This window comes from Rhodococcus oxybenzonivorans (genome assembly GCF_003130705.1).
In the GTDB taxonomy this organism is placed as follows: Bacteria; Actinomycetota; Actinomycetes; order Mycobacteriales; family Mycobacteriaceae; genus Rhodococcus_F; species Rhodococcus_F oxybenzonivorans.
In genome coordinates, this window is record NZ_CP021356.1 from 198,304 (window position 1) to 224,738 (window position 26,435).

Annotated in this window: 27 protein-coding genes and 4 pseudogenes; 14 read left to right on the forward strand and 17 right to left on the reverse strand. The window is 66.2% G+C overall.

Going from position 1 to position 26,435, the window contains the following annotated elements; translation table 11 throughout:
* Positions 1–39: 39 nt before the first annotated feature.
* Positions 40–198: a hypothetical protein gene (locus CBI38_RS38255; RefSeq protein WP_162603424.1), complete on the reverse strand. Its 159-nt coding sequence runs from the start codon at positions 196–198 to the stop codon at positions 40–42.
* Entirely contained in the window at positions 195–368 is a 174-nt protein-coding gene (locus CBI38_RS38700) for a hypothetical protein (protein ID WP_204165062.1), read from the reverse strand. Before CBI38_RS38700 ends, CBI38_RS38255 begins: the two co-directional genes overlap by 4 nt.
* Positions 369–792: 424 nt before the next feature.
* On the opposite strand from CBI38_RS38700, the gene CBI38_RS36570 reads away from it, so the two are divergent.
* From CBI38_RS36570 to CBI38_RS38260, 7 genes and pseudogenes are all read left to right on the forward strand, one after another.
* Positions 793–2,658, forward strand: coding sequence for an RNB domain-containing ribonuclease (locus tag CBI38_RS36570; RefSeq protein WP_109336276.1), 1,866 nt, complete (start codon positions 793–795; stop codon positions 2,656–2,658).
* Positions 2,659–2,868: 210 nt separating this feature from the next.
* A complete protein-coding gene (locus CBI38_RS40205; protein ID WP_257792505.1) occupies positions 2,869–2,997 on the forward strand; it encodes a hypothetical protein in 129 nt (42 codons plus the stop codon).
* A gap of 515 nt (positions 2,998–3,512) precedes the next feature.
* Positions 3,513–3,883: pseudogene (locus CBI38_RS36575) on the forward strand (phosphatidylserine/phosphatidylglycerophosphate/cardiolipin synthase family protein); the annotation flags it as partial.
* Between the two features lie 208 nt (positions 3,884–4,091).
* Positions 4,092–5,102 carry an IS110 family RNA-guided transposase gene (locus tag CBI38_RS36580; RefSeq protein ID WP_109336278.1) on the forward strand — a complete coding sequence of 337 codons (1,011 nt, stop codon included), beginning with the start codon at positions 4,092–4,094 and terminating at the stop codon, positions 5,100–5,102.
* An 11-nt stretch (positions 5,103–5,113) separates the two neighbouring features.
* Positions 5,114–5,653 carry a hypothetical protein gene (locus CBI38_RS36585; protein WP_418328374.1) on the forward strand — a complete coding sequence of 180 codons (540 nt, stop codon included), beginning with the start codon at positions 5,114–5,116 and terminating at the stop codon, positions 5,651–5,653.
* A 331-nt stretch (positions 5,654–5,984) separates the two neighbouring features.
* Positions 5,985–6,476 carry a helicase associated domain-containing protein gene (locus tag CBI38_RS36590; RefSeq protein ID WP_109336279.1) on the forward strand — a complete coding sequence of 164 codons (492 nt, stop codon included), beginning with the start codon at positions 5,985–5,987 and terminating at the stop codon, positions 6,474–6,476.
* Between the two features lie 43 nt (positions 6,477–6,519).
* The gene (locus tag CBI38_RS38260) at positions 6,520–6,720 is read left to right on the forward strand and encodes a hypothetical protein (protein ID WP_162603425.1); all 201 of its coding nucleotides are present in this window, start codon (positions 6,520–6,522) and stop codon (positions 6,718–6,720) included.
* Between the two features lie 308 nt (positions 6,721–7,028).
* On the opposite strand, the gene CBI38_RS40210 is transcribed toward CBI38_RS38260, so the two are convergent.
* From CBI38_RS40210 to CBI38_RS36625, 8 genes and pseudogenes are all read right to left on the reverse strand, one after another.
* Positions 7,029–7,154: a hypothetical protein gene (locus CBI38_RS40210; protein WP_257792506.1), complete on the reverse strand. Its 126-nt coding sequence runs from the start codon at positions 7,152–7,154 to the stop codon at positions 7,029–7,031.
* Between the two features lie 41 nt (positions 7,155–7,195).
* The gene (locus CBI38_RS39945; RefSeq protein WP_230990455.1) at positions 7,196–7,372 is read right to left on the reverse strand and encodes a hypothetical protein; all 177 of its coding nucleotides are present in this window, start codon (positions 7,370–7,372) and stop codon (positions 7,196–7,198) included.
* A gap of 31 nt (positions 7,373–7,403) precedes the next feature.
* A complete protein-coding gene (locus CBI38_RS36600; RefSeq protein ID WP_109336371.1) occupies positions 7,404–8,705 on the reverse strand; it encodes an AAA family ATPase in 1,302 nt (433 codons plus the stop codon).
* A 118-nt stretch (positions 8,706–8,823) separates the two neighbouring features.
* Complete coding sequence (locus tag CBI38_RS36605) at positions 8,824–9,885, reverse strand: IS110 family RNA-guided transposase (RefSeq protein WP_109336280.1); 1,062 nt, start codon at positions 9,883–9,885, stop codon at positions 8,824–8,826.
* A 216-nt stretch (positions 9,886–10,101) separates the two neighbouring features.
* Positions 10,102–11,293 (reverse strand): annotated as a pseudogene (locus tag CBI38_RS40905) (hypothetical protein).
* Positions 11,290–11,487, reverse strand: coding sequence for a hypothetical protein (locus tag CBI38_RS36615; RefSeq protein ID WP_109336281.1), 198 nt, complete (start codon positions 11,485–11,487; stop codon positions 11,290–11,292). Before CBI38_RS36615 ends, CBI38_RS40905 begins: the two are co-directional and overlap by 4 nt.
* The gene (locus tag CBI38_RS36620) at positions 11,484–12,743 is read right to left on the reverse strand and encodes a vWA domain-containing protein (protein WP_109336282.1); all 1,260 of its coding nucleotides are present in this window, start codon (positions 12,741–12,743) and stop codon (positions 11,484–11,486) included. Before CBI38_RS36620 ends, CBI38_RS36615 begins: the two co-directional genes overlap by 4 nt.
* A complete protein-coding gene (locus CBI38_RS36625; protein WP_109336283.1) occupies positions 12,740–13,840 on the reverse strand; it encodes an ATP-binding protein in 1,101 nt (366 codons plus the stop codon). The genes CBI38_RS36620 and CBI38_RS36625 overlap by 4 nt, the downstream gene beginning before the upstream one ends.
* A gap of 133 nt (positions 13,841–13,973) precedes the next feature.
* Between CBI38_RS36625 and CBI38_RS36630 the strand changes: the two are divergent.
* The 4 genes and pseudogenes from CBI38_RS36630 to CBI38_RS36645 form a co-directional block, all read left to right on the forward strand.
* A pseudogene (locus CBI38_RS36630) lies at positions 13,974–14,744 on the forward strand (IS256 family transposase); the annotation flags it as partial.
* A 64-nt stretch (positions 14,745–14,808) separates the two neighbouring features.
* Positions 14,809–16,902, forward strand: coding sequence for an ISAzo13-like element ISRop2 family transposase (locus CBI38_RS36635; protein ID WP_109336284.1), 2,094 nt, complete (start codon positions 14,809–14,811; stop codon positions 16,900–16,902).
* A 7-nt stretch (positions 16,903–16,909) separates the two neighbouring features.
* Positions 16,910–17,395 (forward strand): annotated as a pseudogene (locus CBI38_RS36640) (transposase); the annotation flags it as partial.
* A 519-nt stretch (positions 17,396–17,914) separates the two neighbouring features.
* Complete coding sequence (locus CBI38_RS36645) at positions 17,915–19,120, forward strand: hypothetical protein (protein ID WP_109336285.1); 1,206 nt, start codon at positions 17,915–17,917, stop codon at positions 19,118–19,120.
* A gap of 356 nt (positions 19,121–19,476) precedes the next feature.
* On the opposite strand, the gene CBI38_RS38265 is transcribed toward CBI38_RS36645, so the two are convergent.
* The 7 genes from CBI38_RS38265 to CBI38_RS36680 form a co-directional block, all read right to left on the reverse strand.
* Entirely contained in the window at positions 19,477–20,031 is a 555-nt protein-coding gene (locus CBI38_RS38265) for a hypothetical protein (RefSeq protein WP_162603404.1), read from the reverse strand.
* Positions 20,032–20,103: 72 nt separating this feature from the next.
* Positions 20,104–20,439, reverse strand: a complete 336-nt coding sequence (locus CBI38_RS36655) for a hypothetical protein (protein WP_109336372.1) — start codon at positions 20,437–20,439, stop codon at positions 20,104–20,106.
* 5 nt (positions 20,440–20,444) lie between these two features.
* Positions 20,445–20,714, reverse strand: a complete 270-nt coding sequence (locus CBI38_RS36660) for a WhiB family transcriptional regulator (RefSeq protein ID WP_109336286.1) — start codon at positions 20,712–20,714, stop codon at positions 20,445–20,447.
* 229 nt (positions 20,715–20,943) lie between these two features.
* On the reverse strand, positions 20,944–21,666 hold the full coding sequence (locus tag CBI38_RS36665; RefSeq protein ID WP_109336373.1) for a hypothetical protein: 723 nt from the start codon (positions 21,664–21,666) through the stop codon (positions 20,944–20,946).
* On the reverse strand, positions 21,663–22,529 hold the full coding sequence (locus CBI38_RS36670; RefSeq protein WP_109336287.1) for an RAMP superfamily CRISPR-associated protein: 867 nt from the start codon (positions 22,527–22,529) through the stop codon (positions 21,663–21,665). The genes CBI38_RS36665 and CBI38_RS36670 overlap by 4 nt, the downstream gene beginning before the upstream one ends.
* Positions 22,526–22,945: a hypothetical protein gene (locus CBI38_RS36675; protein ID WP_109336288.1), complete on the reverse strand. Its 420-nt coding sequence runs from the start codon at positions 22,943–22,945 to the stop codon at positions 22,526–22,528. Before CBI38_RS36675 ends, CBI38_RS36670 begins: the two co-directional genes overlap by 4 nt.
* Positions 22,942–23,619 (reverse strand): hypothetical protein, encoded by a 678-nt coding sequence (locus tag CBI38_RS36680; protein ID WP_109336289.1) that lies wholly within the window; start codon positions 23,617–23,619, stop codon positions 22,942–22,944. Before CBI38_RS36680 ends, CBI38_RS36675 begins: the two co-directional genes overlap by 4 nt.
* Positions 23,620–23,747: 128 nt before the next feature.
* On the opposite strand from CBI38_RS36680, the gene CBI38_RS36685 reads away from it, so the two are divergent.
* The 3 genes from CBI38_RS36685 (at position 23,748) to CBI38_RS36695 (ending at position 26,379) form a co-directional block, all read left to right on the forward strand.
* The gene (locus CBI38_RS36685) at positions 23,748–24,602 is read left to right on the forward strand and encodes a phosphoadenosine phosphosulfate reductase domain-containing protein (RefSeq protein WP_109336290.1); all 855 of its coding nucleotides are present in this window, start codon (positions 23,748–23,750) and stop codon (positions 24,600–24,602) included.
* 284 nt (positions 24,603–24,886) lie between these two features.
* Positions 24,887–25,159, forward strand: coding sequence for a hypothetical protein (locus CBI38_RS36690; RefSeq protein WP_109336291.1), 273 nt, complete (start codon positions 24,887–24,889; stop codon positions 25,157–25,159).
* A gap of 110 nt (positions 25,160–25,269) precedes the next feature.
* A complete protein-coding gene (locus CBI38_RS36695) occupies positions 25,270–26,379 on the forward strand; it encodes a hypothetical protein (protein WP_162603426.1) in 1,110 nt (369 codons plus the stop codon).
* Positions 26,380–26,435 lie beyond the last annotated feature (56 nt).

A 26,435-nucleotide genomic window follows, 5' to 3' on the forward strand; every position in this document is an offset into this window, starting at 1 on the left:
AGCTCGGTCGGTGGGACCTGATGGTGCTCCGACGCAGTTTCAACGCGCGGGCGGCGGTTCGTCCCAGGGCGGGCGACCGTCGACGGAGCGCACGATGACCGGCCGGTCAGTAGCGCGAGCGGCCCGGTCCCCGGTCTGCATCGCCAGGACGGCAGCGAACGCCGCGGCCAGCACCATCAGCAGAAGCACTACATTCACGAGGCGATCCCCCATCGCTGGACAGCGGTGATTGGCGGGCGGGCGGGGCTGCGGTCGTCAGCGAACATGGCCTCGATCCTCGACTTGATCTCCGCGGTACTCATAGCACCAGGCCGCCGCACCGGACGGGTGGTGATCGAAGACGCCGGAATCATCGAGGCTGTGGTCATGCGCCCTACCCTTCGTCGTGTCCGCGGACGGCACCCACCCGTCGGTGTGCACCATCATGTGATCCGCCACCGTGTGCGGACGCAGCCTCAGGCGACCACGTCCGGGGGCCCCGGGGACATCAACGTCGAGAAGGCAACTCGCCAGCCCAGGGCACCTGAATTGCGGAGCACCATCGTGTCTTGCCCGATGAAAGGCTCGGCGTCCTCATCGTGACCGCTAGTTCTGCCCCGCGAAAACCACCACCGAGACCGTCAACATCGTCGGCCGAGTAGCGCCACCCTGCAGTGCTGACCGCACGCCATTCCATGGGACCTCACACGAGAACGCCCCACGTCTGTGGGGTGGTCCGGCGTGTGCCGGCGACCCGCAGGGACAGCAGCCGGTTATCGTCGGATACCTGTAGAGAACCAAGGGGGATCGATCATGGCATCACCGACCACGACCGACATGTCGCCGCTGCTGATGATCGATTCCGCGTCTGCCCGGGACCGAGACGACGCCTTCTCGGTCATCCCGCTCGCTGGTGGCCGCGGGTGGGCGGTGGAGGTTCATATCGCCGGTGTCGCCGACGTCGTCGGTCTCGGGTCGGTGGCTGACGAGCAGGCGTTTCTGCGGGCCGAGACCCGCTATCTGCGCAGCCGCACCATTGCGATGCTCGGCGACACGGCCGAACGGGCGGCCACCCTGACCACCGAAGCCGTGCGGACCAGCCTGCGGGTCACCGGCACCCTCACCACCGACGGCCGGCTGGTCGACACCGCCGTCGGCCGCGGCCACATCCCGACGGGCCGATGCGTGGCGGTCGATCACGCCGAGGTGCCGAACATCCTGACCGACCCGGCACATCCGCTCCACGCTCAGTTGGCTGCCGCGGATGCTGCCGCCCGGGCCCTGCTGACCGCCCGGCGTGACGGCGGGGCGCTCGCGTTCTACGACCTCACCCAAGGTTGGGCGAGCAGTGAGGACGGGGCCATCGTGGCGATCGCCGCGGAACTGCGGACCGTCGCCTACGTCATCGTGCAGGAGATGATGATCGCCACCAACGAGGCGGTGGCGTTGTGGTGCGTGGAGCGGGGGTTGCCGATCCTGTTCCGCAACCACCGGCCCAACCCGGTCGCCGGCAGCACCGACGAGCTGATGCACGAGATCGCCGCCGCGGCCGGGGACCCGGACCTGTTCGCGAAACTACGCGGCCGTCTGCTGTCGACGTTGCGGGCCGCGACCTACGACCCGACCGTGCACGGCCACTACGGATTACGGTTGAGCGCCTACACCCATGTCACCTCACCGCTGCGGCGGGTGGCCGACCTGATTAACCAGCGGGTCATCTTCGCCCACCTCGACCACTCCCCCGCCCCCTACACCCCGGATCAGTTGGCCGCCCTCGGCGGCGACCTGAACCGGCGCACCCGCGCCGCCCGGGAAGCGAAGAAGAATCACTTCAAACACGCCGACCAACGCATCGTCGCCGAGCAGGCCACCACAGATCTCACCACCCTCGATTCCCGCACCTTCCACAAGGTGCTCAAATCCGCAGCCACCGCACCGCTTCGGGCCGAACTCGCCGCCGAACTCGTCCGCCGTGTCGACGCCGACCTGCTGACCGCCCCGGACGTCGCGGTCCTGATCGACGCCGCCGACCCCACCTGGCTTCCCATCCAACTCCGCATCCTGGACACCCTGGCCGATACTCACCCGGAGATGGGCCCCAGCGTGGCGTCGGTGTGGCGGCAAACCCACCCCGATCAACCGCCCACGGATCTCGAGATCCGGCGCAACGGTGCCGACCACAACCCACTGTTCGCCGCCCGCGCCACCCACCTCGGCATCCGCGGACCCTGGGCCACCGAAACTGCGAAGAAACCGGCCGAACAAGCCGCCCTCTGGGCGGCAATGCGCGCGCAGCTGACCGGCACCGACCACCCCGACACGGAACCGGACTGGCCGACCACCGCGCCATCCACGCAGCCCACGACTCCCCCACCGGCGTCCGAGGAACCTGGCTCCGCCATATCCGCGGAACCGCACTGTGCGCCCGCCCCGGCCGCCCTGAACCTGGACGGGGCAAAGATGTCCAAGGCGCTGTCCAACCCCACCGCCTGGCTGATGAGCCTCGCCCAGAACAACGATCAGCCTCCGCCCGAATGGGAGTTCCGCACCGACGGACCCGCGCATGCACCCCGCTTCACCGCCACCGTGCACCTCGCCGGCCACACCGCCACCGCGGAGGCGACCGCGAAAACCGCGGCGGCCACCGCGCTCGTTGAGGCACTTTTCGGCCGGCAGTGATGGCGGCGCGCGGTCGTGTGTTCACCGCGGCAACACCGGTCGGGCGCCGGTGCGGCTGAATCGCTGCCGGTTAGTCTCCGGCGGGTAGCCGCCTGAGACGCCTGAGGCGCTCCGATGGAACGGGGACGGCACTCTCGTGGCGGCCCGGAGAAGTACGCCGTCGATCGATCGGAGCATCGACATCCCGGCGCCCGTCGGTCCGAAAACAGAATGACGCAGGACCCGTGCCGGGGTTCGGGCGAGCAGGTCGTCGGGCAGGCGGCCGAGACCACCGCGGATGCGGGATTTCCGGCCGACGTGTCAGGCAGTGTCCGCACCGCGGCGTTGCGGTGCCGATGACGACTGACCGGTAGCGCCGATGTCGGCGCTACGGGCCTGATCAAGTGTCTTTCAACCCGCTTCGGTGCCGCTTTTCACCCTCCCTCCCCCCGCATCGACAACTTATTTATCCCCTTTGAACTGCAACTATGCTGCCACTCCCCCACTCCCCACCAGCAATCGACGCATCGCGAGAAAGATGTCCCGGTTCGGTGACGAATACGGGACGGGAATCGGTGGCTGGAGAGGATGGCCCGGCTCAGCACAGGGAGAACTGGGTGTTTGCCGGTGGCCTCGAGCAGAACCAGGTGGCCACTTCGAACGTGTAGGAGCTCGAACGCCGGCATCGAAGGGCATCCTCTACAGCCCAGTCCCACACACTAAATGTCACTGATCGAGCGAATTCCGAGATCCCGACCTATGCCGCGCTCCGTCTCCGCCGAAGAACTACGGGAGCCTCGGACCTTGGAAGGAGGAAAGCCGCCGACACTGCTGCAAAGAAGCGAACAGTGATCATCCCACTACTCTTTTCGAGTATGGGGACCACCTTCCACGGATCGAGCCCCTGGCCGCACATCTCCCGCGCCATCCGCACGCGCGGACCTCGGCACGCCGCGATCGCCTACCTCGACCAGGACGCACCCAACCTGCTGCCGCTGCGCGCCGGTGACGTCCTCGTCGTGACCGCCGGGGTGAGGGTCTTGTCGTCGCCGAACCTGCATGCCAACGTGATCGCCACCGGTAGGTGGGCGGTCATCGGCTCCGCCAACTTCTCCCACAGCTCCACGATCTCGGATGAGGCCGTGGTCATCACCGATGATCCCGAGGTCGTGGCCGCCGTCCGGACATTCATCGACGGTACCGACAAGATCACCGAGGTCGACCAAGGTTCCTCGACAACGCCACCGCCATCCCAGTGTCACCATTGAAGGTGTCGACCGGTTCGCTCGACCGCGCGATCTGCCTTCGTGGCTTCTGCCAGTTCTGCGGCCGGCCGACACCGACAAGGACCGGCCGACCTGGCTTGAGAGGAGCGTGGCGTCGCCCCGACTGGGATATGCCGATCGACCGGCCCATGCCATCCCACCCACTAGCAGGGCAGGAGACATACCACCATGATCGTCATCGGGATCGATGCGCACAAGCGCACCCACACGGCCGTTTCCGCCGATCAGAACGGGAGCCAGCTGTCGACGAGAACCATTCGGACCACCAGCAAGGACCATCTGGCGCTGCTGCGATGGGGCGCGGAACAAGGCGACGATCGCATGTGGGCGATCGAGGACTGCTGGCACCTGAGCCGCCGCCTGGAACGGGTCGTGCGGGTGCCGCCGAAGCTGATGGCGAATGTGCGCGACGGTGCCCGTACCTACGGAAAGTCTGATCCGATCGACGCGCTCGCGGTTGCTCGTGCCGTCCTTCGCGAGCCCAACCTACCGGAAGCCCGGCTCGACGGTATGGAGCGAGAAATCCGACTTCTGGTCGATCACAGGGACGATCTCGTCGCCGAACGGACTCGCATCATCGGGCGGTTGCGCTGGCACAGCCGCGAACTCGATCCTGGATGGACACCGCCGAAGCGATTGGAACGGGCCAGCGCCTACGACAAGATCGAGTCCTTCTTGTCGGAGTTGTCGGGGCTCGTGTCCGAATTGGCGGTCCGCCTCGTCGACCATCTCCGGCGCCTCACGGTCGAGATCGAGGAACTCGCCACCGAGATCACCACCCGAATCACGGTGCTGGCACCGTCATTGCTGGCCATCCCTGGATGTGCGCCGCTGACGGCGGCCAAGCTGATCGGTGAGACGGCTGGCGTTGATCGCTTCCGGTCCAAGGATGCCTTCGCCCGCCATAACGGAACCGCACCGCTGCCGGTGTGGTCGTCGAACCGCGCACGACATCGTCTTTCGCGTACGGGAAATCGGCGGCTCAATGCAGCAATCCATATCATTGCACTCAGCCAGGCTCATTGCCATGACGATGCCCGAGCTCTCTTGTCCCGGCGTAAGGCCAACGGTGACGGTGGCATGGAAGCTCTGCGCATCCTCAAGCGCAGACTTTCCGATGTCGTCTATCGGGCCATGATCGCGGACCGACCATTGATGGGCTCCGCTACCGCTGCTTGACAGAGGAGCAAGTGGCAGACCGGCCGGGCCGTACCCCTGCCCGGGATCGGCCGGCCGCAACCGTACCGAAACCCGACTTTCTCCCCATTCCGGTCACCCGGATGTTCCTGTGGCACATCACCAATTACCAACCCGGCGCCGCGGAACAACACGAGCGTGCAGCCCACACCGGCCGCCACCGTACGTCCGCAGGGCCGGCGGCGAAGTACCAGCTCGAATGGTTCCGCATCGACACCCCCGGCAGCCGCGGCCGCGGCCGGCTCCAGCGGGGCGACGTCCTGCTCCAGGTCACCGCCGACAACGAATGGCTCTGCCCGCCCGCGGTCGTGGACTCCGACCCGATCGCGATCCCCCACACCCGCATAGCGGTGGCGTACCAACTGCGTACCCGAGTCGACCTGGAGCCGATCGCGGTGACCGACGCGGAAGTACTGCTCGCCGACCTCGGGCACCCGGGTCCCCGGCTGCGCACCGACCACCCGCATCGTCTCCACCAGCCTGCGGGCCGCGCTGCTCCGACCCTGGAACCTGTGACCGATCCGTACGTTTGAGGCTCGACCTCATGACTACGACATGCCCCGCATCGACAGCGCACCGACCTCGCCGCGGGCACAGGCTGGAGTGATCAGACCAACGCCAGCACGGGGAGGCGCTTCCCCGCACCGGGGGGCACCCACAGATCCCCGGCCGACCGGTGCGCGAGGTCGGACTAATCCTTCGCGCTGTCGATAGCTTGTGGGTTCCACCAGTTGTCACGAACTGTGCACCAGGAGCACTCCAACACGCGTCGACTTCCGTGGCAGATCGTCAAAGAGGTTGACATACTTGAGTTAATGACTATCCGGGCACTACGTGAACGGCTTTCCTAAGGATGTGATTTCGATGCGGGCACACCGGTCCGCGGCCTCACCTCTGCAGCTCTACGCCGACTTTCGCCGCCGTCACCCCGCAATCCTGATGCCCGTCGACTACGTCACCGAATGCGGCTTCCGACTGGGACGCTGGCAGGACCGCCAGCGAGTGGCCCGCATGCTCGGCACCCTGCCGCCGCAACGCATTACGCAACTCGATGCGATCGGCTTCGTGTGGACCGAGGATAGCGCGCCGCTCCCTGCCGTGCCACCGGCCGACGGTAAGCGGCGACGGATGCTCACCGAAATCGCCGCCTACCGCGAAGAACACGGCGACGCACTCGTCCCCGCAAACTACGTCACCGCAGACGGTGAGCAGGTGGGCCAGTGGCTCTACCGGGCAGTGAAAAAGTGGCGAGCCAACGCACTGCCGGACGACGAGCGGCGCCCCCTCGCAGTCCTCGGGGTGTCCCCCGGGCCGCGCCCACGGGGACCACGCCTATCAGCACACCCGATGCGATAGCCCCCACCACAACTGCCCCTTAAGACATTTCGACACTCGCGCCATGAGGCGGACAGGCGGTAGCGCTATCCCAGACGGCCACGCCCACGACGAGGTGAAGGGCACAGCGCCCGGACCAGCATCCCGTGCACATACTCCGGTGCTCGGCGAGGTGAAGGACTATCAGATTCCAGTCGGTGTGGACGGATTCGATGTGCACGGAATGAACCAGAACTGGTCTGCTGCACTCCGGGACGGCTACTGACCAACCCTACGTCGGCCGCGTAGGCCTTCGGCACCCAGCCGGAGAAGTAGTCGTTGAATCACACGCAACTGCACTCGTCTGTCTGCACGCATTGTGACACGCTCGTCGCCACGCACGGCTTCACGTAAATCAACACGCTGAGCGTCACGCAAGTCTCACCGCAGCATTTCACGCACACCGTCACGCATATATCGGGTGGTCACGCATACGTGTGATGACCGCATGGGGAAGTGCCGGTCCCCGGCGCACCCGGTGCCGGGGACTGCCGGCCGAACGGGTCCTTGGGACCCCTCCAGCCGCCAGTTCCATTAGTCCGCACCGTACAGTTCGGCAGTATAGTGGACAGCTCCCCTTCGCTGCGCTTCGTCCCAGTCCACGCCCATCACGTCGGCCAGATGGTGCAGATCACCGAGGAAGTCACCGAAGACCGCCATGGCCTCCTCCTGATCGGGAGTGCATTTGCGGACATAACGGATCAGTCCATCGCCTGCCCGCAGCGCGCGGACGCCGTTGTCGTGGACCTGAGAACCCTCGTCGTAGTCGTCGGTGAAGTTCGGTCGGGTCCGCCCGCGAATGCGGCCGCCAGCTGGGCTGGCGAGTCGACGTGCGGCAGCCGTTCTGCGCGGAACTCGGTCATGATGTCATCGGACATTGCCCCAGTCCCCTTTCATTGGGATGGGTTGCTACACAGCGGGAGTGCGGTGCAGCGCGGCCAACAGGGCGGTATTGGCGGCGTGCGCGGTCGAGGGTTCGGTGTAGGCGAGTACCTCGGCGCTCGCGTCATCGATGACGACGCTCATGTGGGCGCGGTGGCGGGAGAGCATCACGCAGGCGCGGCCCGGATCGAGGCTGAATGGCTCGGCGGTGCGGTATCCGGCCAGCGGATGCAACACCACCACAGCGGCACGCTCGAGCCCTTGCAGAGAGTTCGCGGTGCCGACCAGCACGTCCGGGTGATCGGACAGGAGGGCGCGGATCGCCGCCGCCTGCGTCACGTGGGGAACCACCACCGCGATATCGGCGGTGCTCATAGGTCGCTGATCCTCGGCGGTGACCAGCACGGCGGCGAGCAGCTCCCGCGCCCGCTGTGCGCACGCGGTCACCAGCGCCGGATCGGACGGGCCACCGGAAACCGTGATCGGGCGGTGCGTCAGCTCGGGCAGCACGACTCCGCCAGCGTCGGACAGGTGCTCCGGTGGTCGGCGGGAGGTGAACGGCAGGTCGGGGTAGAACAACGGTTGAATCAGGGCGGTGGTGTCCGGTCCGAGTCGCCAGGTGTGGCGCAGCCGGACCACGCCCACCGCGTCGCCGTGTGCGGCTTGCAGCGCGATCGGTCCCGGCAGGTTCGGGGCGGTATCGCTGCCGTCCCATCGAGACACGTCGCCGGTCACCACCGGGTCGATCTGACCGGGATCGCCCACACAGACCACCTGCCTGGCCATGGCGCCGAGTGCGCCCAGATCGGCGTAGGTGCATTGCCACGATTCGTCGACGATCAGCACGTCGGCGCCGACGCGGTCGGGGTCCGAGAACAGCCATCGGGCGGTCGTGCCGATCAGGATCGCGCCCACGTCACCGGGCCACCGCACCTTCTGCCCCGACACCGCTGGCGTCTCGCGGCTGTCGGGTTTCGGCGGTTTCGCTTTCCACATCAGTGCGGCGCGATCGGTAATGGTGCCCAACCGCCGCGCAATCTCCACTGCCTGTTCGCGGGTCTGGGCCGCGATACCGACCCTCAGATCCGCACGGTGTGCCAATGCTGCCGCGAGGAGGGCGACCAGTCGGGTCTTACCCGCACCCGGCGGCGACGGGACGACAACGGCGGGATCACCTGACCACACCGAGAACAGCACACGAGCTGTGATCGGATCGGACATGATCTGCGATCCCGGCCACGCCGTGAGCGACGGTGGCGTCGGCCTCGGCGCAGGCGTACTCGAGGGTGCCGGGTTGGGGATATCTGTTCGGGGGGCGACAATGCGCATGACGATGAAACCTCTCACGAAAGGTGTTGTGAAGCAGACAATTTTTGGGTGTCGGTGCAGGCTGCCGGGCTAGTCCTCCGCGCCCGCGATCAGCACGTCGAGGGGTGCCTCTCTATTGTCAAGCCGCCCTTTCTGATTCTTTCTCGTGTTGCCGGTAGCTGCGTTTCTCGTCGGCGAGCATGATGCGCCAGACGTGATCGGAGAGGTGCCGTTTGAGGCTGCGGGTCGCGGCGCGGGGACTCTTGCCCTCGGCGATTTTCTTGTCGTAGTAGGTGCGGCCGGCGCTGGCGGGCATCCGGATCTGGACCATCGCGACGGTGTAGAGCGCGCTGTTGAGCTGCCGGTCGCCGTAGCGGGAGAGGCGGTGGCGGTCGGCGTCGGCGCTGGCGACCTGCACCGGTGCGGAACCGTTGTAGTTCGCGTACGCCGCGGCGGTCGGGAAGCGGCTGACGCGGCCGGTGCGGCCGATCAGGCAGGCGGCGGTCACCGGACCGATTCCGTCGACCTCCCGCAGACGTGTCCCGTGCTCGTCGAGCGCGCGGGTCATCTGCTTCTCGTTCTCGGCGAGCTGACCATCGAGGCGGTGGATGTCGGCGACCAGGTTGCGACACAGCCCGACCCGGACTCGGTCGACCTCGCTGCGGGCCCGGTAGCCCCGCAACAGTGCCGTTGCCGCGGCCGCGGTCAGCGAGGTCGGGGCGCCGCCGGCGAGCAGCTGCCGTAGCAACGCGTGTAGCTGATTGACGAGACGAGTTCGACTGCCTGACAGATTAGTTCGGCGCTCGTCGAGCAGCGCCAGGATATCGGTCGGGCCCTCGGGGTCGACCGGTCGGGCGTCGCCCTGTAGGGCGGCGACACATGCGGCCGCGGCAGCGTCTATGCGGTCGTTCTTGCGTCGGCTGCCGCGGGAGAGTTGCCGGATCCTGGCGGTGGAGGTGGTCGGAACGTCGAGGACGAGTTCGCCGAGGACCAACAGCCACTGTGCGAGGTGATGGCCGAGTCCCTCGGCGTTCTCGATCGCCCACTTGCGCGTGGGCCAGGCCTTGGCCCACGCGGTCAGCGTCTTGTAGCCGGTGATGGTGGCGTCGATGCGGATCGAGCCGAGGTCGGTGTTGGTGGCCGGGTCGACCGCGGTTGCGGTGTGGGTGGACTTGTGGGGATCGATACCGATGACGATCATGGAAGACGGTTCCCTTCTCTGTCAGGATGGGGATCCGCGGAGGACAATCCGACTTCAAGTACCTCTCACAGCAGCTTGGGGTCACGCCTCTCTTGAGTCACTCCGCGAACGCAGGCCGGAAGGGGCGACACACCCCCGAAAAGTCAACCCGAAAGATAGGGTGACAGGAACCTCAGGAGTCAATCCTTCCGGTCTGCTACGGAACGCTACGGGCAGCTAACCCGACCACGGACCGATGACACGAACATAAGTCGGAACCTCACGCCGCGCAGCGACAGGCGTTTGGCCGGTGGAGAGCCAGGAACGGCGGGCACGGTAGAGCCGCCAGTATCGGCCCCGACCCGCGCGCATCGTCTGCGGGGACGGCGGCTGCGGCATCAAGCACACCCTTGCTCCCGGTGCGGGGGCGTGCGCGCCGACCGAGCCCAGACCGAGGACCAACCTTCCCTCCACGACGTGCGCCGAGGTGACCTCGACAAAGAACCGCTCGAACGGCCTGTCCGCCGGGGTGCCCATCCAACCGGTAACCTCGGAGCCGACGCGCAACCGTGAATCGAGCCGCTCACAGGTCACCGACAGCGATGCGTTGCGCCGACGCGACCGGATCGGCGGCGGGGTCACCGATGCCACCCCGACCGCCACATGCCCGGTATGAACTGCGCGTTGCCGCCAGAGCGGATCATCGAGCAGGGCGGCAGCTTTCAAGTCGGCGGCATCGCATCGGGTGCGCAATCCCATGGCCGCGCTGGCGGTGTTGTCCGGGCGCGACCAGTCATACCCGGCTGTCGCCGCCGATAGCGCGGTCCCACGAATAGCGGTCGTCCTCGTGAATCGGCTCCAGGAGTGGCAGCAGCGCCCCGCCGCCGATCCGCGCGGCCCACTCATGCAAGCCGCTGACGCTGTCATCGGAGATGCCGAACCATTGCCGCCACGTGGTCGCTGACCGTTCGGCCTCCGGGGTAGTGCCGAGGACGTACCGCGCCGACGACGCGGCCACCAGATTCACCACCGCCGACGTGCCGGGATGGTCCGCACGATCCGCCCACCACGCCACCATCGCCGCCGCACCGGCCACCTGCGGGTCCGGGTGATAGGCGTGCGCCCGCGCCAAGGTCAGCAGCGCAGGCAAGGTATCGGTGTCGTCGGTGAGCAACGGGGCCGGATCAGTGCGCCCCACCATGGTGCCGCCGTGCACCGCAAGCAGCCCCAGGGCATCCACATCGCGGGCGCATTCCTCACCACCACCCACCCCGGCCACCGACACCGACACCTTGCCGCCGCGTGCCACCGCACGCACCGCCAACGCCGCCGCAGACGGGTTGAACGTGGTATGCGTGAGCCGAGCGACCGGCGACCGGGTTTCGGCGGCATAGAGCCGCTGAGCGAGGTCGAACCATTCCACGCTCATACCGCACCCCGACCCTCATGGCTCCCGGCCTGCGTCGGATTCGCGGCACAGCGCCAACCGGCGCGCAATGCCTCCGCCGCCGCATCGGTCGCCGTACCCGCCACTACCGCCGCAACCTGGTGGGCGGCGATCCCGGTACCGGCCAACACCCGGTCGGCGTAGCGGACCAGGTCGCCGCTTCCTGCCGCGCTCATACGCGAACTCCCGCACCGACCGGGACACATACCGTCGACGCCCACGACGGTGTACGCCCCGCAGCCGCGTCACTGCCGATCACCGCGCACACCAGATGCGACCGCGACGGGCGATCCGGCCACGGCGTATCCCCGTCCGTCAGGACGATCACCACATGCGGCTGCGGACGCGCAGCATTGGCCGCCTCGATACCCACCCGCATATCGGTGCCACCGCCGCCGATCAATTTCACGTCCGCGATGGACCGAACCGGCTGCGCCGTTGTGCTCGACGCGTCACAGGCCAGAATCCGCACCCGATCACGTGCCACACCGCCAGCCCGCAGCACCCCGGCAACCTCACTCATCACCGCATCCAGATCGTCTGCCGACATCGATCCCGACGTGTCGACCACAATCGAGACCGTGATCGACGGGCCCCGCATCGCCGGAGCGACTATGCCCGGGATCCCGCGCCGCGAGGGTCGCGAGTACGTGTAGTTCGTCCGCCCCGCCTGATCCGCCAAGACGCGCCGGATCACAGCACGCAACAACCGATCCCATGCCACCGTCGGCGGTGCCAGTACCTCACCGGCCCACCGCGCCAATCCTGCCGGGGCGCTCCCCCGCTCCTTCCCCGAAGACTCACGAACAGCCTGCGCGACATACCGCCGTACCAGGTCGGCCTCCGCGCCGTCGAGACCTTCGGTGACCTCATTCCCGGCCGCACCCAACTCGCCGGGCACAGCAGGGCACCCCGCACCGGACCCGCACCCCGGATCACCATCGCCGTCTGCGGATGCGTTCGGAGATGAAGGGGCAGACGGATCGACCAGATTCGTGTAGTAGTCCTCCGCGATGCCTCCCGATGCGCACCCGAACGACTCCGGGGTGATCACCCCCTCCGGCAGCCCGACCCCGGCCGCCAACAAGTCATCGTTGATTTCCGCATCGGCGGCGTAGTTCCACGCCAAGTGCGCGACCGGCTTCGGCAAGAACTCCGCACGCGCGGCATGTGCCCGCAGCAAGTGCCCAACCTCGTGCAACAGAACCGCACCCGCCACCGGGACCGGCCACGCGTCCGCACCCACCAGCAACGCCGGATCGAGATACAACCGCCACTGTGCATCCACCGCGAACGTGCCCAGTCCCGGCGCAGCGACAGGTTGCGCCGCGAACAACGCCCGCATGAAGTACGGCATCTGTTCGGCAGAAACCAACCGGGCCAGGCGAAACGCGCGCAACTCGTCCGGTTCGAGTACCCGCACCGCGCTCACGCCGCCTCACCGACCAGACCCGCAGCCACCAGCATCGGGGAGAACCGTTTCGCCGCAGCCGGAACCACAGCCTTGGCGGGCCGCGCCTTCGCCAACGTCCGCGCCGCCGCGCTCGCCACATCAGGTGCACCCGCTTCCGCAGCCGCGATCAGCGGCCCCCACGCGCTGCGCCACGCCTCGACAGTGCCCCGCCCCGCAGCCCACGCCGTCACACCCGACAGAACTGCCCACACCAGGTCCGGACGAGACTGCCAGTCGAACGCCGTTTCCGGATTCTCGATCACCGCCACCGGGTCGGGCAGATCGGCATTTCTGCGCCATTCCAGGAACTCGACACCGGTCCCCTCACCGATCAGCCCGAACACCGCCGCATTGATCGCCGCGTTGTCGTCGTCACGCAGATGCGGCAACACCGCCGCCAACATCGCCCACGTGCGCCGCGACGGCCACGCTCCCCCGTTCTGCGCCGCCGACGACGGGAACGCGTCCAACGCTTCCGGGTTGCGCTGGACATATCCGGTGATCGAACTACGCACCAACGCCACCCGCTGCTCGTCCGTCGCCACTGCACGCGAGACGGGCGGCGCGGCCCACCCCGTCGCCATACCGTCCAGCCACTCGTCCACAGACGGAGTGAACTCCATATGGCAGAACCGATTCGCCAGCGGCGCTTCCAGTTCGTACCCACCGGCAGCACAATCGGGCGGATTCGCACCCGCAATCACCCGCGTTCCCTTCGGCAATTGCAGATCACCGACCTTCAGGTCCAACGCGACCGCGAGCATCGCCGCCTGCACCGCAGGCGGACTCGTCGTCAACTCGTCCAGAAACAGATAGCCACCACCCTCAGCGGAAATGCGCTTCGCCCAGTCCGGAGCCTCCAACGTCACCCCGTGCTCACGCACCACCGGCAGGCCAGCGAAGTCGGCCGGTTCACGCAACGACCCGAGGACCGTCTCGCACAGCACCCCATCCGACGCCGCCAACCCCCGCACCAGACTCGACTTACCCATACCCGGACCCGAGATCAACAACGACGGAACACCAGCCCGCCCATTCGCATCCAACACCGTCACAGCAGTCGCCAAATCAGCCACAGAAAATGGTTGCGTCCATGAAGATGGTGTACGGACCAGATTCGGATCTGACCGGCGTGTCGTAGCCCAAGAAGGCGGCCATCGCGTGACTCTTCGAGAGACCGACCAAAGTCACTCGATGAAGGACCACGCGATGACCACTGCCCACGATATCGACCTGCACCAGTTCCTGACCGACCGCCTCACCGACGCCAGCCCCGACCTGCTGCGCAGCCTGCTGTCCACGTTCATCGACGCACTCATGGGCGCCGAGGCCGACAGCCTGTGCGGCGCCGGTTTCGGTGAACGCTCCGAGGACCGCGTCAACAGCCGGAACGGTTACCGCCACCGCGACTTCGATACCCGTGCCGGCACTCTTGACGTGGCGATCCCGAAGCTGCGTCAGGGCTCGTATTTTCCGGACTGGTTGCTGCAGCGCCGCAAGCGTGCCGAGAAGGCCCTGACGTCGGTGGTGGCCACCTGCTACCTGCTCGGCGTCTCCACTCGGAGGATGGAGAAGCTCGTCGATTCCCTCGGTATCACCTCGCTGTCGAAATCGCAGGTGTCGGTGATGGCAAAGGATCTCGATGCCCAGGTGGAGGCGTTCCGCAGCCGCCCGTTAGATGCCGGCCCGTACACGTTCGTCGCCGCCGACGCCCTCGTCCTCAAGGTCCGCGAGAACGGGCGGGTGGTCAACGTGCACACCCTGGTCGCTGTCGGGGTCAACGCGGAGGGCTACCGCGAGATCTTGGGAATCGAGGTGACCTCCGCCGAGGACGGTGCCGGTTGGTTGGCGTTCTTCCGATCGTTGGTCGCCCGCGGTCTGTCCGGGGTGCGGTTGGTGACCTCCGACGCGCACGCCGGCCTCGTGTCGGCGATCGGCGCTACCCTGCCCGGGGCTGCTTGGCAGCGCTGCCGGACGCATTGTGACTGTAAGGTAATAACATGGTGTTTTGCAGTTTGAGTCAGGTCGGTGCGGTAGGGCGGTTGTGAGCGAGGTCGAGGACCGGTTGCGGGAGCGGTTCGAGGTCTTGTTGCCGCACCTGAACGAGCGGCAGCGGCGTTTGGCGTTGGCGGCGGAGGCCCGGTCGCTGGGGCATGGCGGGGTGCGGGCGGTGGCCCGGGCGGTCGGTGTCAGCGAGACCACGGTTCGCAGGGGCGTGTTCGAGTTGGAGGCCGGCGAGCAGCCGGCGCCGACGGGTCGGGTCCGCCGTCCGGGTGGGGGCCGCAAGGGTGCGGACGCGCTGAATCCGCAGCTGGTGCCTGCGTTGTTGGCGCTGGTCGAGCCGGATGAGCGTGGGGATCCGGAGTCTCCGTTGCGGTGGACGACCAAGTCGCTGCGACACCTGGCCGAGGAGCTGACCCGGCAGGGCCATCCGGTGTCCGCACCGACGGTGGGACGGTTGTTGCGGGACAACGGATTCAGTTTGCAGGCCAACGCCAAGACGTTGGAAGGCGAGCAGCACCCGGACCGGGACGTGCAGTTCCGCTACATCAACGAGCAGGTCAAGGCGCACCAGGACGCGGGCGAGCCGGTGATCAGCGTCGATTCGAAGAAGAAGGAACAACTCGGCCAGCTGCCCACCCCGGGGCGCGAGTGGCGGCCGCACGGCGATCCGGTGCGGGTGGTCGATCACAGCTTCTTCACCGGACCGAATGCGGACCGGGCCATCCCGTACGGCGTCTACGACTTGACCACCGACGCAGGTTGGGTCAATGTCGGCGTCGACCACGACACCGCCGCGTTCGCGGTCGCCTCCATCCGCCGCTGGTGGCAGGCCCGCGGCGCCGCCGACTACCCGCACGCGCGCCGGCTGCTGATCACCGCCGACGCCGGTGGCTCCAACAGCTACCGGTACCGGTTGTGGAAGGCGGAATTGGCTGCGCTGGCAACCGAGACCGGGTTGGCGATTACGGTCTGCCACTTCCCGCCCGGCACCTCGAAGTGGAACAAGATCGAGCACCGACTGTTCTCCCAGATCACCATGAACTGGCGGGGGCGGCCGCTGACCAGCCACGAGGTCGTGGTCAAGACCATCGCCTCCACCCGCACCCGCACTGGGCTGCGCGTGGACGCCGAGCTGGACACCGGCGACTACCCGATCGGGATCTCGGTTGGTCGAGAGGAGTTGCGCGCGTTGCCCATCCGCCCGCACGCCCAGTGCGGAACGTGGAACTACACCATCGAACCCACTCACGCCGACGCCGCTCCGGTTCCCAACCGGGACCGGGAAGGCGAGCGTGCCGCGGCCGTCGCGATGCTCGCCGACTCGCGCCTGACTGGCATGACGGGCGACGAGCTGGAGGAACTCACCGCACGGCTGGCACCGGCTCAGGCCGCCCGCGCCGAGCAACGCCGCTGGCACCAACGCGGCGGCCGGCGCCGCAATGCCCCGGGTGCCGGCGGGCGACGCCTGCTGTCGGACGCCGCGGCCCTGCTGATCACCGTCGTGTATCTGCGGCAGGTCTGCCCTCAGCGGGTGCTGTCGGATCTGCTCGGGGTGAATCCGAACTCCATCGGCGAAATCATCGCCGAAACGCGGATGCTGCTCGACGAACACGGCCATCACGTCACCCCGACCATCGGGCTGCGCTTCAGCACCGCCGCAGACCTCGCGGGATTTCTCCGTGACGGCACGGCACCCGACCCGACACCGAATCGGCCGCTCCCCGAGGCACTGTCGCATCCGGCTCTGACCGGCATGAGTCGCCGGCAACTGGGCGACCTCGTCGAACGCCTCGCCATCCGGCAAGCCGCCATGGTCGAACGACGCCGCTACGCCCAACGCGGCGGCGAACGCATGCCCGGGGGCCGCGGCGGAATCTTCCTCCAGAAGATCACCGATGCCGAACGCGTCCTGGCCACCGTTCTGCATATGCGCCAGCTCTGCAACCGCGCCGTCCTGGCCGAACTGTTCCAGGTCAGCCCACGCACTATCGGCAATGCCCTGCTCGACGTGCGGCCACTGCTCGAACAGGACGGCTACACCCCGGCACCGGCAACCATCCGCTACCGCACCGCCGCCGCCCTCCTCGCTGCCATACCACCACGAGAGGGCGACACACCCGAATCGACACATTAATTCCTTACAGTCACATTATTCGACGAATCTGATGTCGCAGACGCCGAAGAATTCGTGGCCCTGGGTACGTGCGCTCCTGCACTCCGTCTACGACCAACCGGACGCCGATTCGGTTCATGCTCAATATGATCGGGTGATCGACGCCTTGTCGGAGAAGCTGCCGAGGGTCGCCGACCACCTCGACGCAGCCAGGATAGATCTGCTCGCGTTCACGGCGTTTCCGAAGCAGATTTGGCGTCAGATCTGGTCCAACAATCCCCAGGAACGGCTCAACAAAGAGATCCGGCGCAGAACCGACGTGGTCGGAATCTTCCCCGATCGCACCGCCCTGATTCGGCTCGTCGGCGCGGTACTCGCCGAACAGCACGACGAGTGGATCGAAGGCCGCCGCTATCTCGGGCTAGACGTGCTGGCCCGCTCCCGCGGTGTCCACCCCGACGGAACCGCCACCGAACCCGCTCAGGAGGTGACCCAAGCGGCGCTGACCGCATAACCACCCGACGAAGACTCACGCGACAATGTCGTACACCACCCCCCAGGACTTGACCCAGAAAATCCTCCAGAGTCGAGCGAGTTGGTCAGTCTCGCTACCGAATTAGACTCCTTAAATATACGGTCTGACCTGCACAAATGGGGGTTCTGCGCTCGTCCCGCGTCCCCGGCGCACCCTGTGCCGGGGACGCGGGGCGAGGCTTCACTGGGGAACAAGGCAATCTGACAAAGCTCTCCCATCGACGCCACCCTCATGCCTACAAGTGTGTTCCGGCAGAACGCCGGCCCCGCCGACCTCGCTTCTCGAAATTGGCGACGACGGCGACCAACCGCCAGACTGCTGATCCGCCGATCACGGCTCGTTGGACGGCCAGTCACCGAATCTCCACGGCGACGGGGAGTTCAACACTCAGGCCCGCACGCGAGACCAATGGGGGCCGCCCAGTGATCCAACACACAATGCGTGTCTGAACATCACACCGGCATTCGGTTCGTACAGTGACACACGTGAGGGGGAACGATGGGTAGAGCGAAGAGCCGCAAGACCAAGCGGGACAGCCGCAAGACCAAGCAGGAGTGGAATCGACCGTTCGTAACGGGTGAGCAGTTCCGGCATGGCCTGCCGACCCGTCGGCGGGCACAGATGGCGTTGGCCGATTTGAAACCGGCACAGATGCCGCTACTACTGGACGCACTGGACGAAGCTGCTACACCCGTCCTTAAACACCTCGAGCCATATGCCTGGTTGGTGCCCGATCTCGAACGGTTCCGCGCCTCGCGAACGATTGGCACTACACTTGCGTGGTTCTGTGAATTCCACGGGCAATCCGCGGAATCGCTGCTGGCCAACACACCGCACTACTTCTGCTTCGGGCCGAAGGAGTCCGCCATTGGCGCCATTGAAGAGCGCATAATGCTCGGGATGTACTGCGCGTATCGGTGCACAAGCGGAGCTACAGTCGATCGGCACGCGTACTACGCCTCCGAGGAAATGACAGCCCTCATCCTCGCGGGCAGTGAGACATCTGCCGAGGTGAGCGTGACTCCCGCAGACCTGCCATCACCCTCCGGAGTTGCCTACCTCGCCCAACCCGACGGCGGACTCTTCTTAATATGGCAAATCCTGTACGACACTCTTCTGTCAGTTCAGCTCGTATCGGCAGCCGGAATGGAGGAGTTCATCGGCGACGAAGGCGAGCTACGCGAGGGCTTGGTCTACCGATACGTCAACCACGTCTACCTGCCGCTCCCGACCGCGGAAGCCGAACTCAGCCCTCCTGAAAGCGACACTCCGCCGAGCCTGCACTCGATCGGCGGCTTCGTCCCTGCCGCTATGGATTCGGATTTCCCGCAAGAATTCCTCACGATCTACCGCGGATGGACATCCGCCGAGATTCTCGAGGTCTTCATCTCCTTCACCCACATGCTCCGTCAGAAGACAACACAGGTCGAGTCCACGGCAGTGTCGGCCGGGAAGTCCGCGACTACTCGCCGACGTAAGAAGCCCTCACAGATCACGTATCTGTCCTACCGGTCCCGATCCTCAGCGCGACCCATCAATGAGGCAGCAACGCGCACATACTCGCATCGTTGGACAGTCCGAGGTCACTGGAAGAGGCAGTGGTATCCCAGCGAACAACGTCACCATCCGATCTGGATCTCGACCTATATCGCCGGACCGGAAGGCGCACCAATCAAGACGTCCGACAAGGTCACCTTGCTCTAAGCAGTCATGCGACCGCCACACCCTGCGAGATTCCGGATTCTGCGGCGCCAGCATGTTAGGGCGCACAATTGGTTGATAGCTGAGTCGAAATCCCCGACCACCGCGCTCACACAGCACCAGGTGGAACGGTGTTCATCGCACGTGAATTCGAGCGTTGTTGGTTGGTAAGGGCGGCGCAGACGATGATGGCTACCATCGCCCCACCCGCGGCGACACCCCACACCATGGGTTCGGCCGTCCGGCCCCGAGGCGGCACCGGACACCGTCGCGGAGGAGCCAGCTGCTGCCGGCCAGGATTCTCGCGCAGTCCACAAGCATCGCGTGATAACTCCGCCGATCATCACATTTCCTCTGCCCTAGCACCTTTCATGCTTCAGGCGTTCTCGGTCTGCTTGTTCGTTACTTCGCTTACTGCACTCTTGAGCCACCACCGGAGCGTCCGGCTTTCCTACCAACCGCGCCCCATCTCCGAACCGGCTTGGTGCCTGCGACGTGAACGGAACCGGATTACCCTCGACCACAGGCTCTTGCGTCATACGGTGTGGTGGCCCGTAGATCGCATTCAGGGCATCACGGTCGTTTCCGAGCTCTACCAGCTCATCTTCGGAGATTTCATGGTGATGGAGCGGATCGGGTGCACCGACGATTCCTGCTCGACGATTGAGTTCCTCGTAGAGCCTGACCAGCTCGCCGGCGGCCTCTCCCACCTCAGAATGTCCGCGCAGACGTTCGATAAGGAAGGGCAGCACAGGGGTGAGTGCTCTTTCCTCGGCGCGGTCGATCCAGTCCACTTCCCAGCCGAGGGCCCCATCAGGGCTTGTCTTTGGCTCTCCGAATAGTTGACGCGCTCCATTGAGCGTATATCCCTGGTCGTACAACTCTTGGGCAGTGATCCACGACAGCTCCGACATTTCATCTCCTGTTCCTGCTTCTTGGTGTGAAGGGGCACACCTTCATCGCTTCCCCCATTCGCCGGTTCTCCATTACAACAGGTCCCCACCGGCCTCTGGATCCGGCTGCGTTGACGGCATCCACAATTCCCGCTCGTCCAAGCGGGCGTGAGCAGCAGCGGGGTGGTCCGGATGCGCCTGCGCCCACCGCGTCTTCTGCTCCAGCAACCTGGCTGTGACATACCAGGTTTCCGCTGAGCGCGGCGGATGAACGCCCACCGTCCGCGCAAGTCGACGAAGCTGTTCAGCCCGAAGTGACAGCAGGTCGGCCGGGGTAAGGCCCCGATCCCAGAGGTACCGGGCGAGGTGGATCGCTTTGGTGCGTCGCCGTCCTTCGGCGTGGCTGGTGTGTGCGAAGTCCACGGCCATGGCGATCACCGGTGTCGCTTCGGGTAATGCTTGCGGCGCTCGGCCGCGGTCAGCCCACCCCAGATCCCGAACCGCTCGTCATGGGCGAGCGCCTCGGCGAGGCAGGCGTCACGGACTTCGCATCCAGAGCACACCCGCTTCGCGGGGCGGCCGTTCTCCCCCGTCTCAGGGAAGAACGCTTCCGGATCGGTCACTCGGCACAGCGCGAAGTCTCGCCACTGCGGAGCGTCCAAGGCAATCCTGGGCCGTGTGTCGGTATCGGTCATCTCGCTCATCTCCCTTTTCCCGCAGATGGTGTCTCGGTGGGGCGGACGGTATCCCGGACCTGGACAGCGCGACTCGACTTCGCATCACGGCCGTCACGCCGTGATCGATGTCCTCCGTCACGGCCATTCGTGTCCCCTCCGAAGCGGCCTTATCCCGTCATGAGGAGGAAGATCCGAGATCGATGAGTTGAGTGACATCGCGCGGAGAAGATGCACCGAACCGGTACGCGCCCAACACTCATCGAGGTAGGTGGAGTTGCCTCATTCGGGTCGGGTGCATGTACGGCGGCCGCAGGCCGGCCAACCCGAAGCCGGCCGATTCCGGTTCGAACTCGGGTACACAGGCCGGTGGTGTGGTGCGTCCGAGAGTGCCGTCGCTATGCAGGTGCGCCGACGCCCACCGGTCGGCTGCGGGGCAGTGTTCGAACTCCCACCGCAAGACCCGGCCCTCACCATGGGCCCGCTTCTTACCGATGACATCCAGGCCACCCAGGATCGTGGCGACGGCGTCGAGATCTCCGACTCCGCGCCAGGTGACCGTGCGAGTGCTGGTGATCATCAGGGGCATGTAGCGGGCCCGGTAGCGGTCCTGCCGATCCGAGATCACCGCCGGCAGGGTGTGACTGAGTTGCTCGAGCCCGCGGTGATCGGTCCGCGACGCCCAGTGCCGCACCACCGGATCACCGGCCGGGTCCTCGGGGAACGAGCACGTCGCACACCAATGCCAGTCCTCGCCGGCGAGCTCGCATCGCGCCAGTGGCAGCTCGAGGTCGGGCGGGGCGCACTCGGGTGTCAGCGCCGGCACATACTCGCCTCGGTCGAGTGCCGCGGCCTTGTGATCGGCCCACAGTTCGGCGGCGAGGATCCCGTCGAGACTGATTCCCCACGGCGTCGCATGCGCCAGTCCCGACGATAAGTGCGCCCGCACCAGGAACGGTGCCATCTCCTCGGTGCCCGTCATGTCAGCCAGCACAATGCTTCGATGACCTCATCGCGCAGTGGTGCGAGCTCGACGCGCCAGTCCACTGACTGCGGGTCCGGGCCGGCCAACACCACCCGATCCGATTCGGCGCGGACCCGCCCGTGACCTATCGCGCTGCGCCCTCCGAGGAATCCGTCACGCGCGAATCTGCCCCACACATCGGTGAAAAACGAGATCTCAAGTGGGGTGGCCCGGTCCAGCCGCACGAAGGTTTCGAAACGAGTTCCCGCAGGAATTGTTTCGACCTCGAATCGCATCAGCATCGACGAGCCGACATCCTTTCCTGCTCCGCCCCCCGCGGAGGATTCGGGGAAGGCCCGGGTGTCGGTGTCGTCGAATCGGCTGTAGCTCTCCAGGGAGACCAACTCGAACTGACTCATCAGCCGGCCGTCATACGCCCGGGTCATGATCGTCTCGGTCTCACGCACCCGCGGGACCACCTTGCCCACCTTCAGGCAACCGTCGATCGGTGGCTGACCTCCGCCGTTGCCGCCGAACACCCCGATCGGGGGAACCAGCTCCCGCAGTCGCTTCCGCCGGCGGCCGGTCAGTCCGTCGCCGGTAACCTTCGTCAGAGAGCCACCGTTTCGTAGCGCGTGCGCGGCCGAGAGCGGGATCTGCTGTTCGTAGCCGATGACATCACGGAACAGCTCCTCGGCGATCCTGCGCAACCCGCCGCGTAGAGAGTTCCCGGACACGATCGGCACCAGCACCGGCTTTCCGTCCGGCTGGATCACCGGCTCGCGCCGGAACAGTGTCGTCGTCGTTCCGGAGTCCTCCCCCTTCTGGGAGATCGAGGACAACGCAGTCAGCTCGACATCCCAGCGCACCGTCGACCTCATCGCCTCTTCCTTCCCGAAGCGCGAGCGCCGGCCACGGCTTCGGCGACGATCCGTGTGCGCAACACATACGACGTGGGACGCTCACGTAACAACGTCAGCACCGGCTCGGACTCCTCACGCAACAGGGTCGCCAGTTCCAGCCGTTGGTCAGTGTTCGTCGGTTCCGATTCGAGGGACCGTGAGACCACCGACCACCACCGGTCGAGATCGCCGCCACCGATATAGGTGGCGACCCGAACACGGTTCGGCAGGTGCTGGGTCCAGTACGTTTCCCGTCGCCGGCCGACCCATCCCGAATCCCAGTCGATCCCGTAGTGCAGCAACAGCAGCAGGCGTTCTGCTGTCGACGCCGGACCCTCGAGCGGCGGCAGCCCCCCCGGTGCGGCCGCGAGCCATCGATCGGTCGGGCTGGTCATTTCGTTCCCTTCGCACTCGCCGACACGGTGGCTCGCAGCGCGAGCTCCCACCACTGCCCGAACTGGCGGTACGGGGCGAGACGGTCCCAGTCCGCGAAGACCGCCGGCCACCGCCGGGGGGCGATCGTGGCGAGCACCGGATACGGGGCCGCGGGCTCGGTGAGCATGCGGGCACCGAACCCCAGCGCCCGCAGTCGGCGCATCGCTGTCACCGCCGCGACATCACGCGTAGTCCAGGGCAGGCACGTGTCCTCGACCGCAATCCCACCCCACCGCGCGTGCGGCAGGATGTGCTTTCGACCGGGCCGCAAGGGCACCACCACGGCGGTGTCCGGCTCGAGTGGCCGCAACAAGATCCGTTCGAGATCCGCCGACGTCATCGGCCTCATCGCTGGTCGGGTGGTCACCACATGCATACTTCTGCGCAGATCCGGGTGCTGGTAGGCCCACGCGCAAGACGTGCACAGCCCACCCTCCGCGGGCGCTTTCCACGAATCGAAACCCGTGAACGTTCGGGAGACCACCTTGGTCACCGCCTCCACCGGAACCGGGGACGCTGCGCATCGCGCACACCGGCCCACCCTCGCCAGCTCGACTACCTCGCGCGTCTTCGTCGACGCGAATGCCGCGGCGACGACATCCTGCCGGCCAGCCACCCCGCACAGTTTCCCCACAACACACTCCTCACATGCCCAGACGACTTCAAAACCGCCCCTACGACTGGAGGAAGATCCGCCGGGCGGACACTGTGTGACAGAAGCTGCGAGATCTCGAAGCCAACCGTGACCCGTGAGGAGGACGTGTGGCGAGCAAGCCCGAACCCGACGGCCTGGACCTGAACACCCTCCGAGCACTGCGCCGGCCCCGCCGCGACCTCGCAAACCTCACCGGACGCATCGAGCAACACCTCGACGACCACGACGGATACCTCGCCTTCTCCGGCGGCAAGGACTCACTCGTCGCACTCCACCTCACCCTGCAGGTCGAACCGAACATCCCCGTCGTGTTCTTCGACTCCGGCCTCGAGTACCCCGAGACCTACACCTACATCACCGCACTCGCCGACACCTGGAAACTGAACCTCGAACCCCACCGAGCCGACCCACCACTGCTGACCGTCCTCGCCCAATCCGGCGAATGGGATCACCAACAGCCCTCCCAAGCCACGAGCCAGAAACTGCGCGACATCCTCATCGGTGCACCCTCCCGTGCAGCGCACTCGGCACACGGGGCAGGAGAAATCTGGGGCGTACGAGCCGACGAGTCACCGAAAGGGACCGGACGCTGGTCGCTCTACTACAACGCACTCAGCAGCCACGTCACACGCGACTGCGACGGCTGCTGCACCAACACCACCGAGCAACGCCGACACCATGGCGGCCTCATCGACCGAGCCGACGGAACACATGTCTTCGGGCCCATATGGGACTGGAGCAACGCCGAAATCTGGGCCTACATCGCCCACCACCAGCTACCGGTAAACCCCGTCTACGACAAACTCCGCCAACTCGGCGCCCCCGAACACCACCTGCGGGTCTCCCACATGCTCGACGCCGCCTTCCTCGAACACGGCCGCATCACCCGCCTACGCCGCGGATGGCCCGCACTCTTCGAAGAACTCGCCCAACTCCTCCCACGGATCCGCGAGTTCGTCTGACACCTCCGCTTTCTATGCGGTGAGACGTGGGGCGAACTGCCCCACACTTCTCCCGACCTGATCGTCCGCGTGCGTCAACTGGAGGCGTGGAAGCTCCGCGTTACCATGGCAGCCCGGTCATCCTCCACGAGACCGCCGAACTGACCGACACCATCGACCGCGTTCGCACGCGTACAGAGGGAAATCAACACCAGCGAAGCCATGTGGTGGGATCTCGACACCGCACTGAAAGTGGACAGCCGTGAGCGACCTCCTCAACGAGATCATCGAGAAGCATCAGAAGGGTGCAAGTCGAGTGGGTCGCCGAAACCGACACGTACAACGTGTCCTGCACCTGCGGCCAGTGGGTGCGTGACGACAAGCATGCCGAACACGTCATGATCAGCATCCCCGCCGCGAACATCGTCCGGGCCAGCCAGCACACCAGCGGAACGTACGTCGCCTTCGGGGCTACGTCATCTGCGGGGGCTACGATCCTCGGGTCGAAGCGCGAGGACGTCAACCGGAACGCCCAACAGCATGCCCGGTGGCACATCGACCTCGCCAGCGGGGGCTAGATTCGGATCGCCTCCGGGGCAAGGCCGCTCAGAGGTGTAATAGCACATCGGTGTCGGACCGCGCCGGTAAACTCGTCAACGCACGGAACCACCCATTACAGGAGTACTCGTTGACTGAGATCATCGACCCCGAAGAAGCCGCCGACAAGCCGAAACCCGCGAAGAAGCGGAAGCCTCGGAAGGCGGCCGACTTCAACACCGCGATCGGCCCCAACCTCCGGTCGCCCGCCTTCGACAGGTTGCTTGACCCCAAGCTGACGTCGAGCATTATCGACCGCGCGGGAATCAACAAGGCGTTCACCGAAGGCCTGTCCCCGCACACCAACAGCATCGCGAAGCTCGCCGGGTTCAACATGGCGAACTACACCGGGGCGAACACGATCGGGAACCTGCTGGATTCACCGGCGTTCAAGCAGAGCGTTTTGGGGATGTCCGACGTCGGCAGGACTCAGGGCTTCCTCGATGCGATCAACGAGCAGATCACGTCGAGCATCCGCACGCCCGGCCTGGCCGAGTGGGCGGCGTCCCCGGCTGCGTCCACTCTCACGCCGTCGCTCGGAATCCTCGCTGCCTCGATGAACGTCGGCGAAACGAACACGGCAATCCAGCGCATCACCGAGGCCCTGGCGGACACCGCGATGACCAAGGGCATCACCGAACGCCTCGTCTTCAACATGCCGAACCTGTTCCCGTCCATCAGCCCCCTGCGGGACTGGATGGAGGCGAACAACGCAGCCATGACGGCGATGACATCACCCCTGCTGGACATCGCACGGAACGCCCACGCGCACCTCCGGGACGACGACGAGGACCAGATCGAGTTCGACGTCGACAACACCACGCTCGTCCTACCGCAGCTCACCGAACTCGCCGAAGCGTACGAGTCAGGAGACTTCGACCAGCCGTCGTTCTCAGCGTTCTCCGAGGCGATCGAGGAGAGCCCCGAGTGGCGCGAGGCCATCGACAACGCGGTCGATCGGGCGAAGGCGGCACTCTTCCTTCCCCGGAAGACGGTGCGGGTGATTGTGAAGCTCGGGATCTTCCTCTCGCTCGCCACCGTTGTCACGGTCGTGACGATCGCCGGTGGTACCGTCCCGATCCTGGCCGTGGTGATCGGCGCGATGGGGGCGCAGAGCTCCATGGGTGATGTCCACAAGTTCGTCGACGAGAAGCTCCTCCCCGACAAGGAATCCGACGAGGTAACGGAACCCGACGAGTAGCGCACGAACGGTGGCGGGGTTCACCGTGATTAACGTCGGTACCGGCGCCCTAACAG

What these genes read in the sequence shown, in the direction of transcription:
- CBI38_RS36615 (WP_109336281.1), bottom strand. Translation starts at nt 11,487, where the DNA reads ATGAGCGCGGCAGGAAGCGGCGACCTGGTCCGCTACGCCGACCGGGTG.
- CBI38_RS36660 (WP_109336286.1), bottom strand. Translation starts at nt 20,714, where the DNA reads ATGAGCGAGATGACCGATACCGACACACGGCCCAGGATTGCCTTGGAC.
- CBI38_RS36600 (WP_109336371.1), bottom strand. Translation starts at nt 8,705, where the DNA reads ATGCGCATTGTCGCCCCCCGAACAGATATCCCCAACCCGGCACCCTCG.
- CBI38_RS36590 (WP_109336279.1), top strand. Translation starts at nt 5,985, where the DNA reads ATGCGGGCACACCGGTCCGCGGCCTCACCTCTGCAGCTCTACGCCGAC.
- CBI38_RS40205 (WP_257792505.1), top strand. Translation starts at nt 2,869, where the DNA reads ATGACGCAGGACCCGTGCCGGGGTTCGGGCGAGCAGGTCGTCGGGCAG.
- CBI38_RS38260 (WP_162603425.1), top strand. Translation starts at nt 6,520, where the DNA reads ATGAGGCGGACAGGCGGTAGCGCTATCCCAGACGGCCACGCCCACGAC.
- CBI38_RS39945 (WP_230990455.1), bottom strand. Translation starts at nt 7,372, where the DNA reads ATGTCCGATGACATCATGACCGAGTTCCGCGCAGAACGGCTGCCGCAC.
- CBI38_RS38700 (WP_204165062.1), bottom strand. Translation starts at nt 368, where the DNA reads ATGACCACAGCCTCGATGATTCCGGCGTCTTCGATCACCACCCGTCCG.
- CBI38_RS36670 (WP_109336287.1), bottom strand. Translation starts at nt 22,529, where the DNA reads ATGAGGTCGACGGTGCGCTGGGATGTCGAGCTGACTGCGTTGTCCTCG.
- CBI38_RS36665 (WP_109336373.1), bottom strand. Translation starts at nt 21,666, where the DNA reads ATGACGGGCACCGAGGAGATGGCACCGTTCCTGGTGCGGGCGCACTTA.
- CBI38_RS36675 (WP_109336288.1), bottom strand. Translation starts at nt 22,945, where the DNA reads ATGACCAGCCCGACCGATCGATGGCTCGCGGCCGCACCGGGGGGGCTG.
- CBI38_RS38265 (WP_162603404.1), bottom strand. Translation starts at nt 20,031, where the DNA reads ATGTCGGAGCTGTCGTGGATCACTGCCCAAGAGTTGTACGACCAGGGA.
- CBI38_RS36645 (WP_109336285.1), top strand. Translation starts at nt 17,915, where the DNA reads ATGGGTAGAGCGAAGAGCCGCAAGACCAAGCGGGACAGCCGCAAGACC.
- CBI38_RS36580 (WP_109336278.1), top strand. Translation starts at nt 4,092, where the DNA reads ATGATCGTCATCGGGATCGATGCGCACAAGCGCACCCACACGGCCGTT.
- CBI38_RS36605 (WP_109336280.1), bottom strand. Translation starts at nt 9,885, where the DNA reads ATGATCGTCATCGGTATCGATCCCCACAAGTCCACCCACACCGCAACC.
- CBI38_RS40210 (WP_257792506.1), bottom strand. Translation starts at nt 7,154, where the DNA reads ATGGCGGTCTTCGGTGACTTCCTCGGTGATCTGCACCATCTGGCCGAC.
- CBI38_RS36655 (WP_109336372.1), bottom strand. Translation starts at nt 20,439, where the DNA reads ATGGCCGTGGACTTCGCACACACCAGCCACGCCGAAGGACGGCGACGC.
- CBI38_RS36570 (WP_109336276.1), top strand. Translation starts at nt 793, where the DNA reads ATGGCATCACCGACCACGACCGACATGTCGCCGCTGCTGATGATCGAT.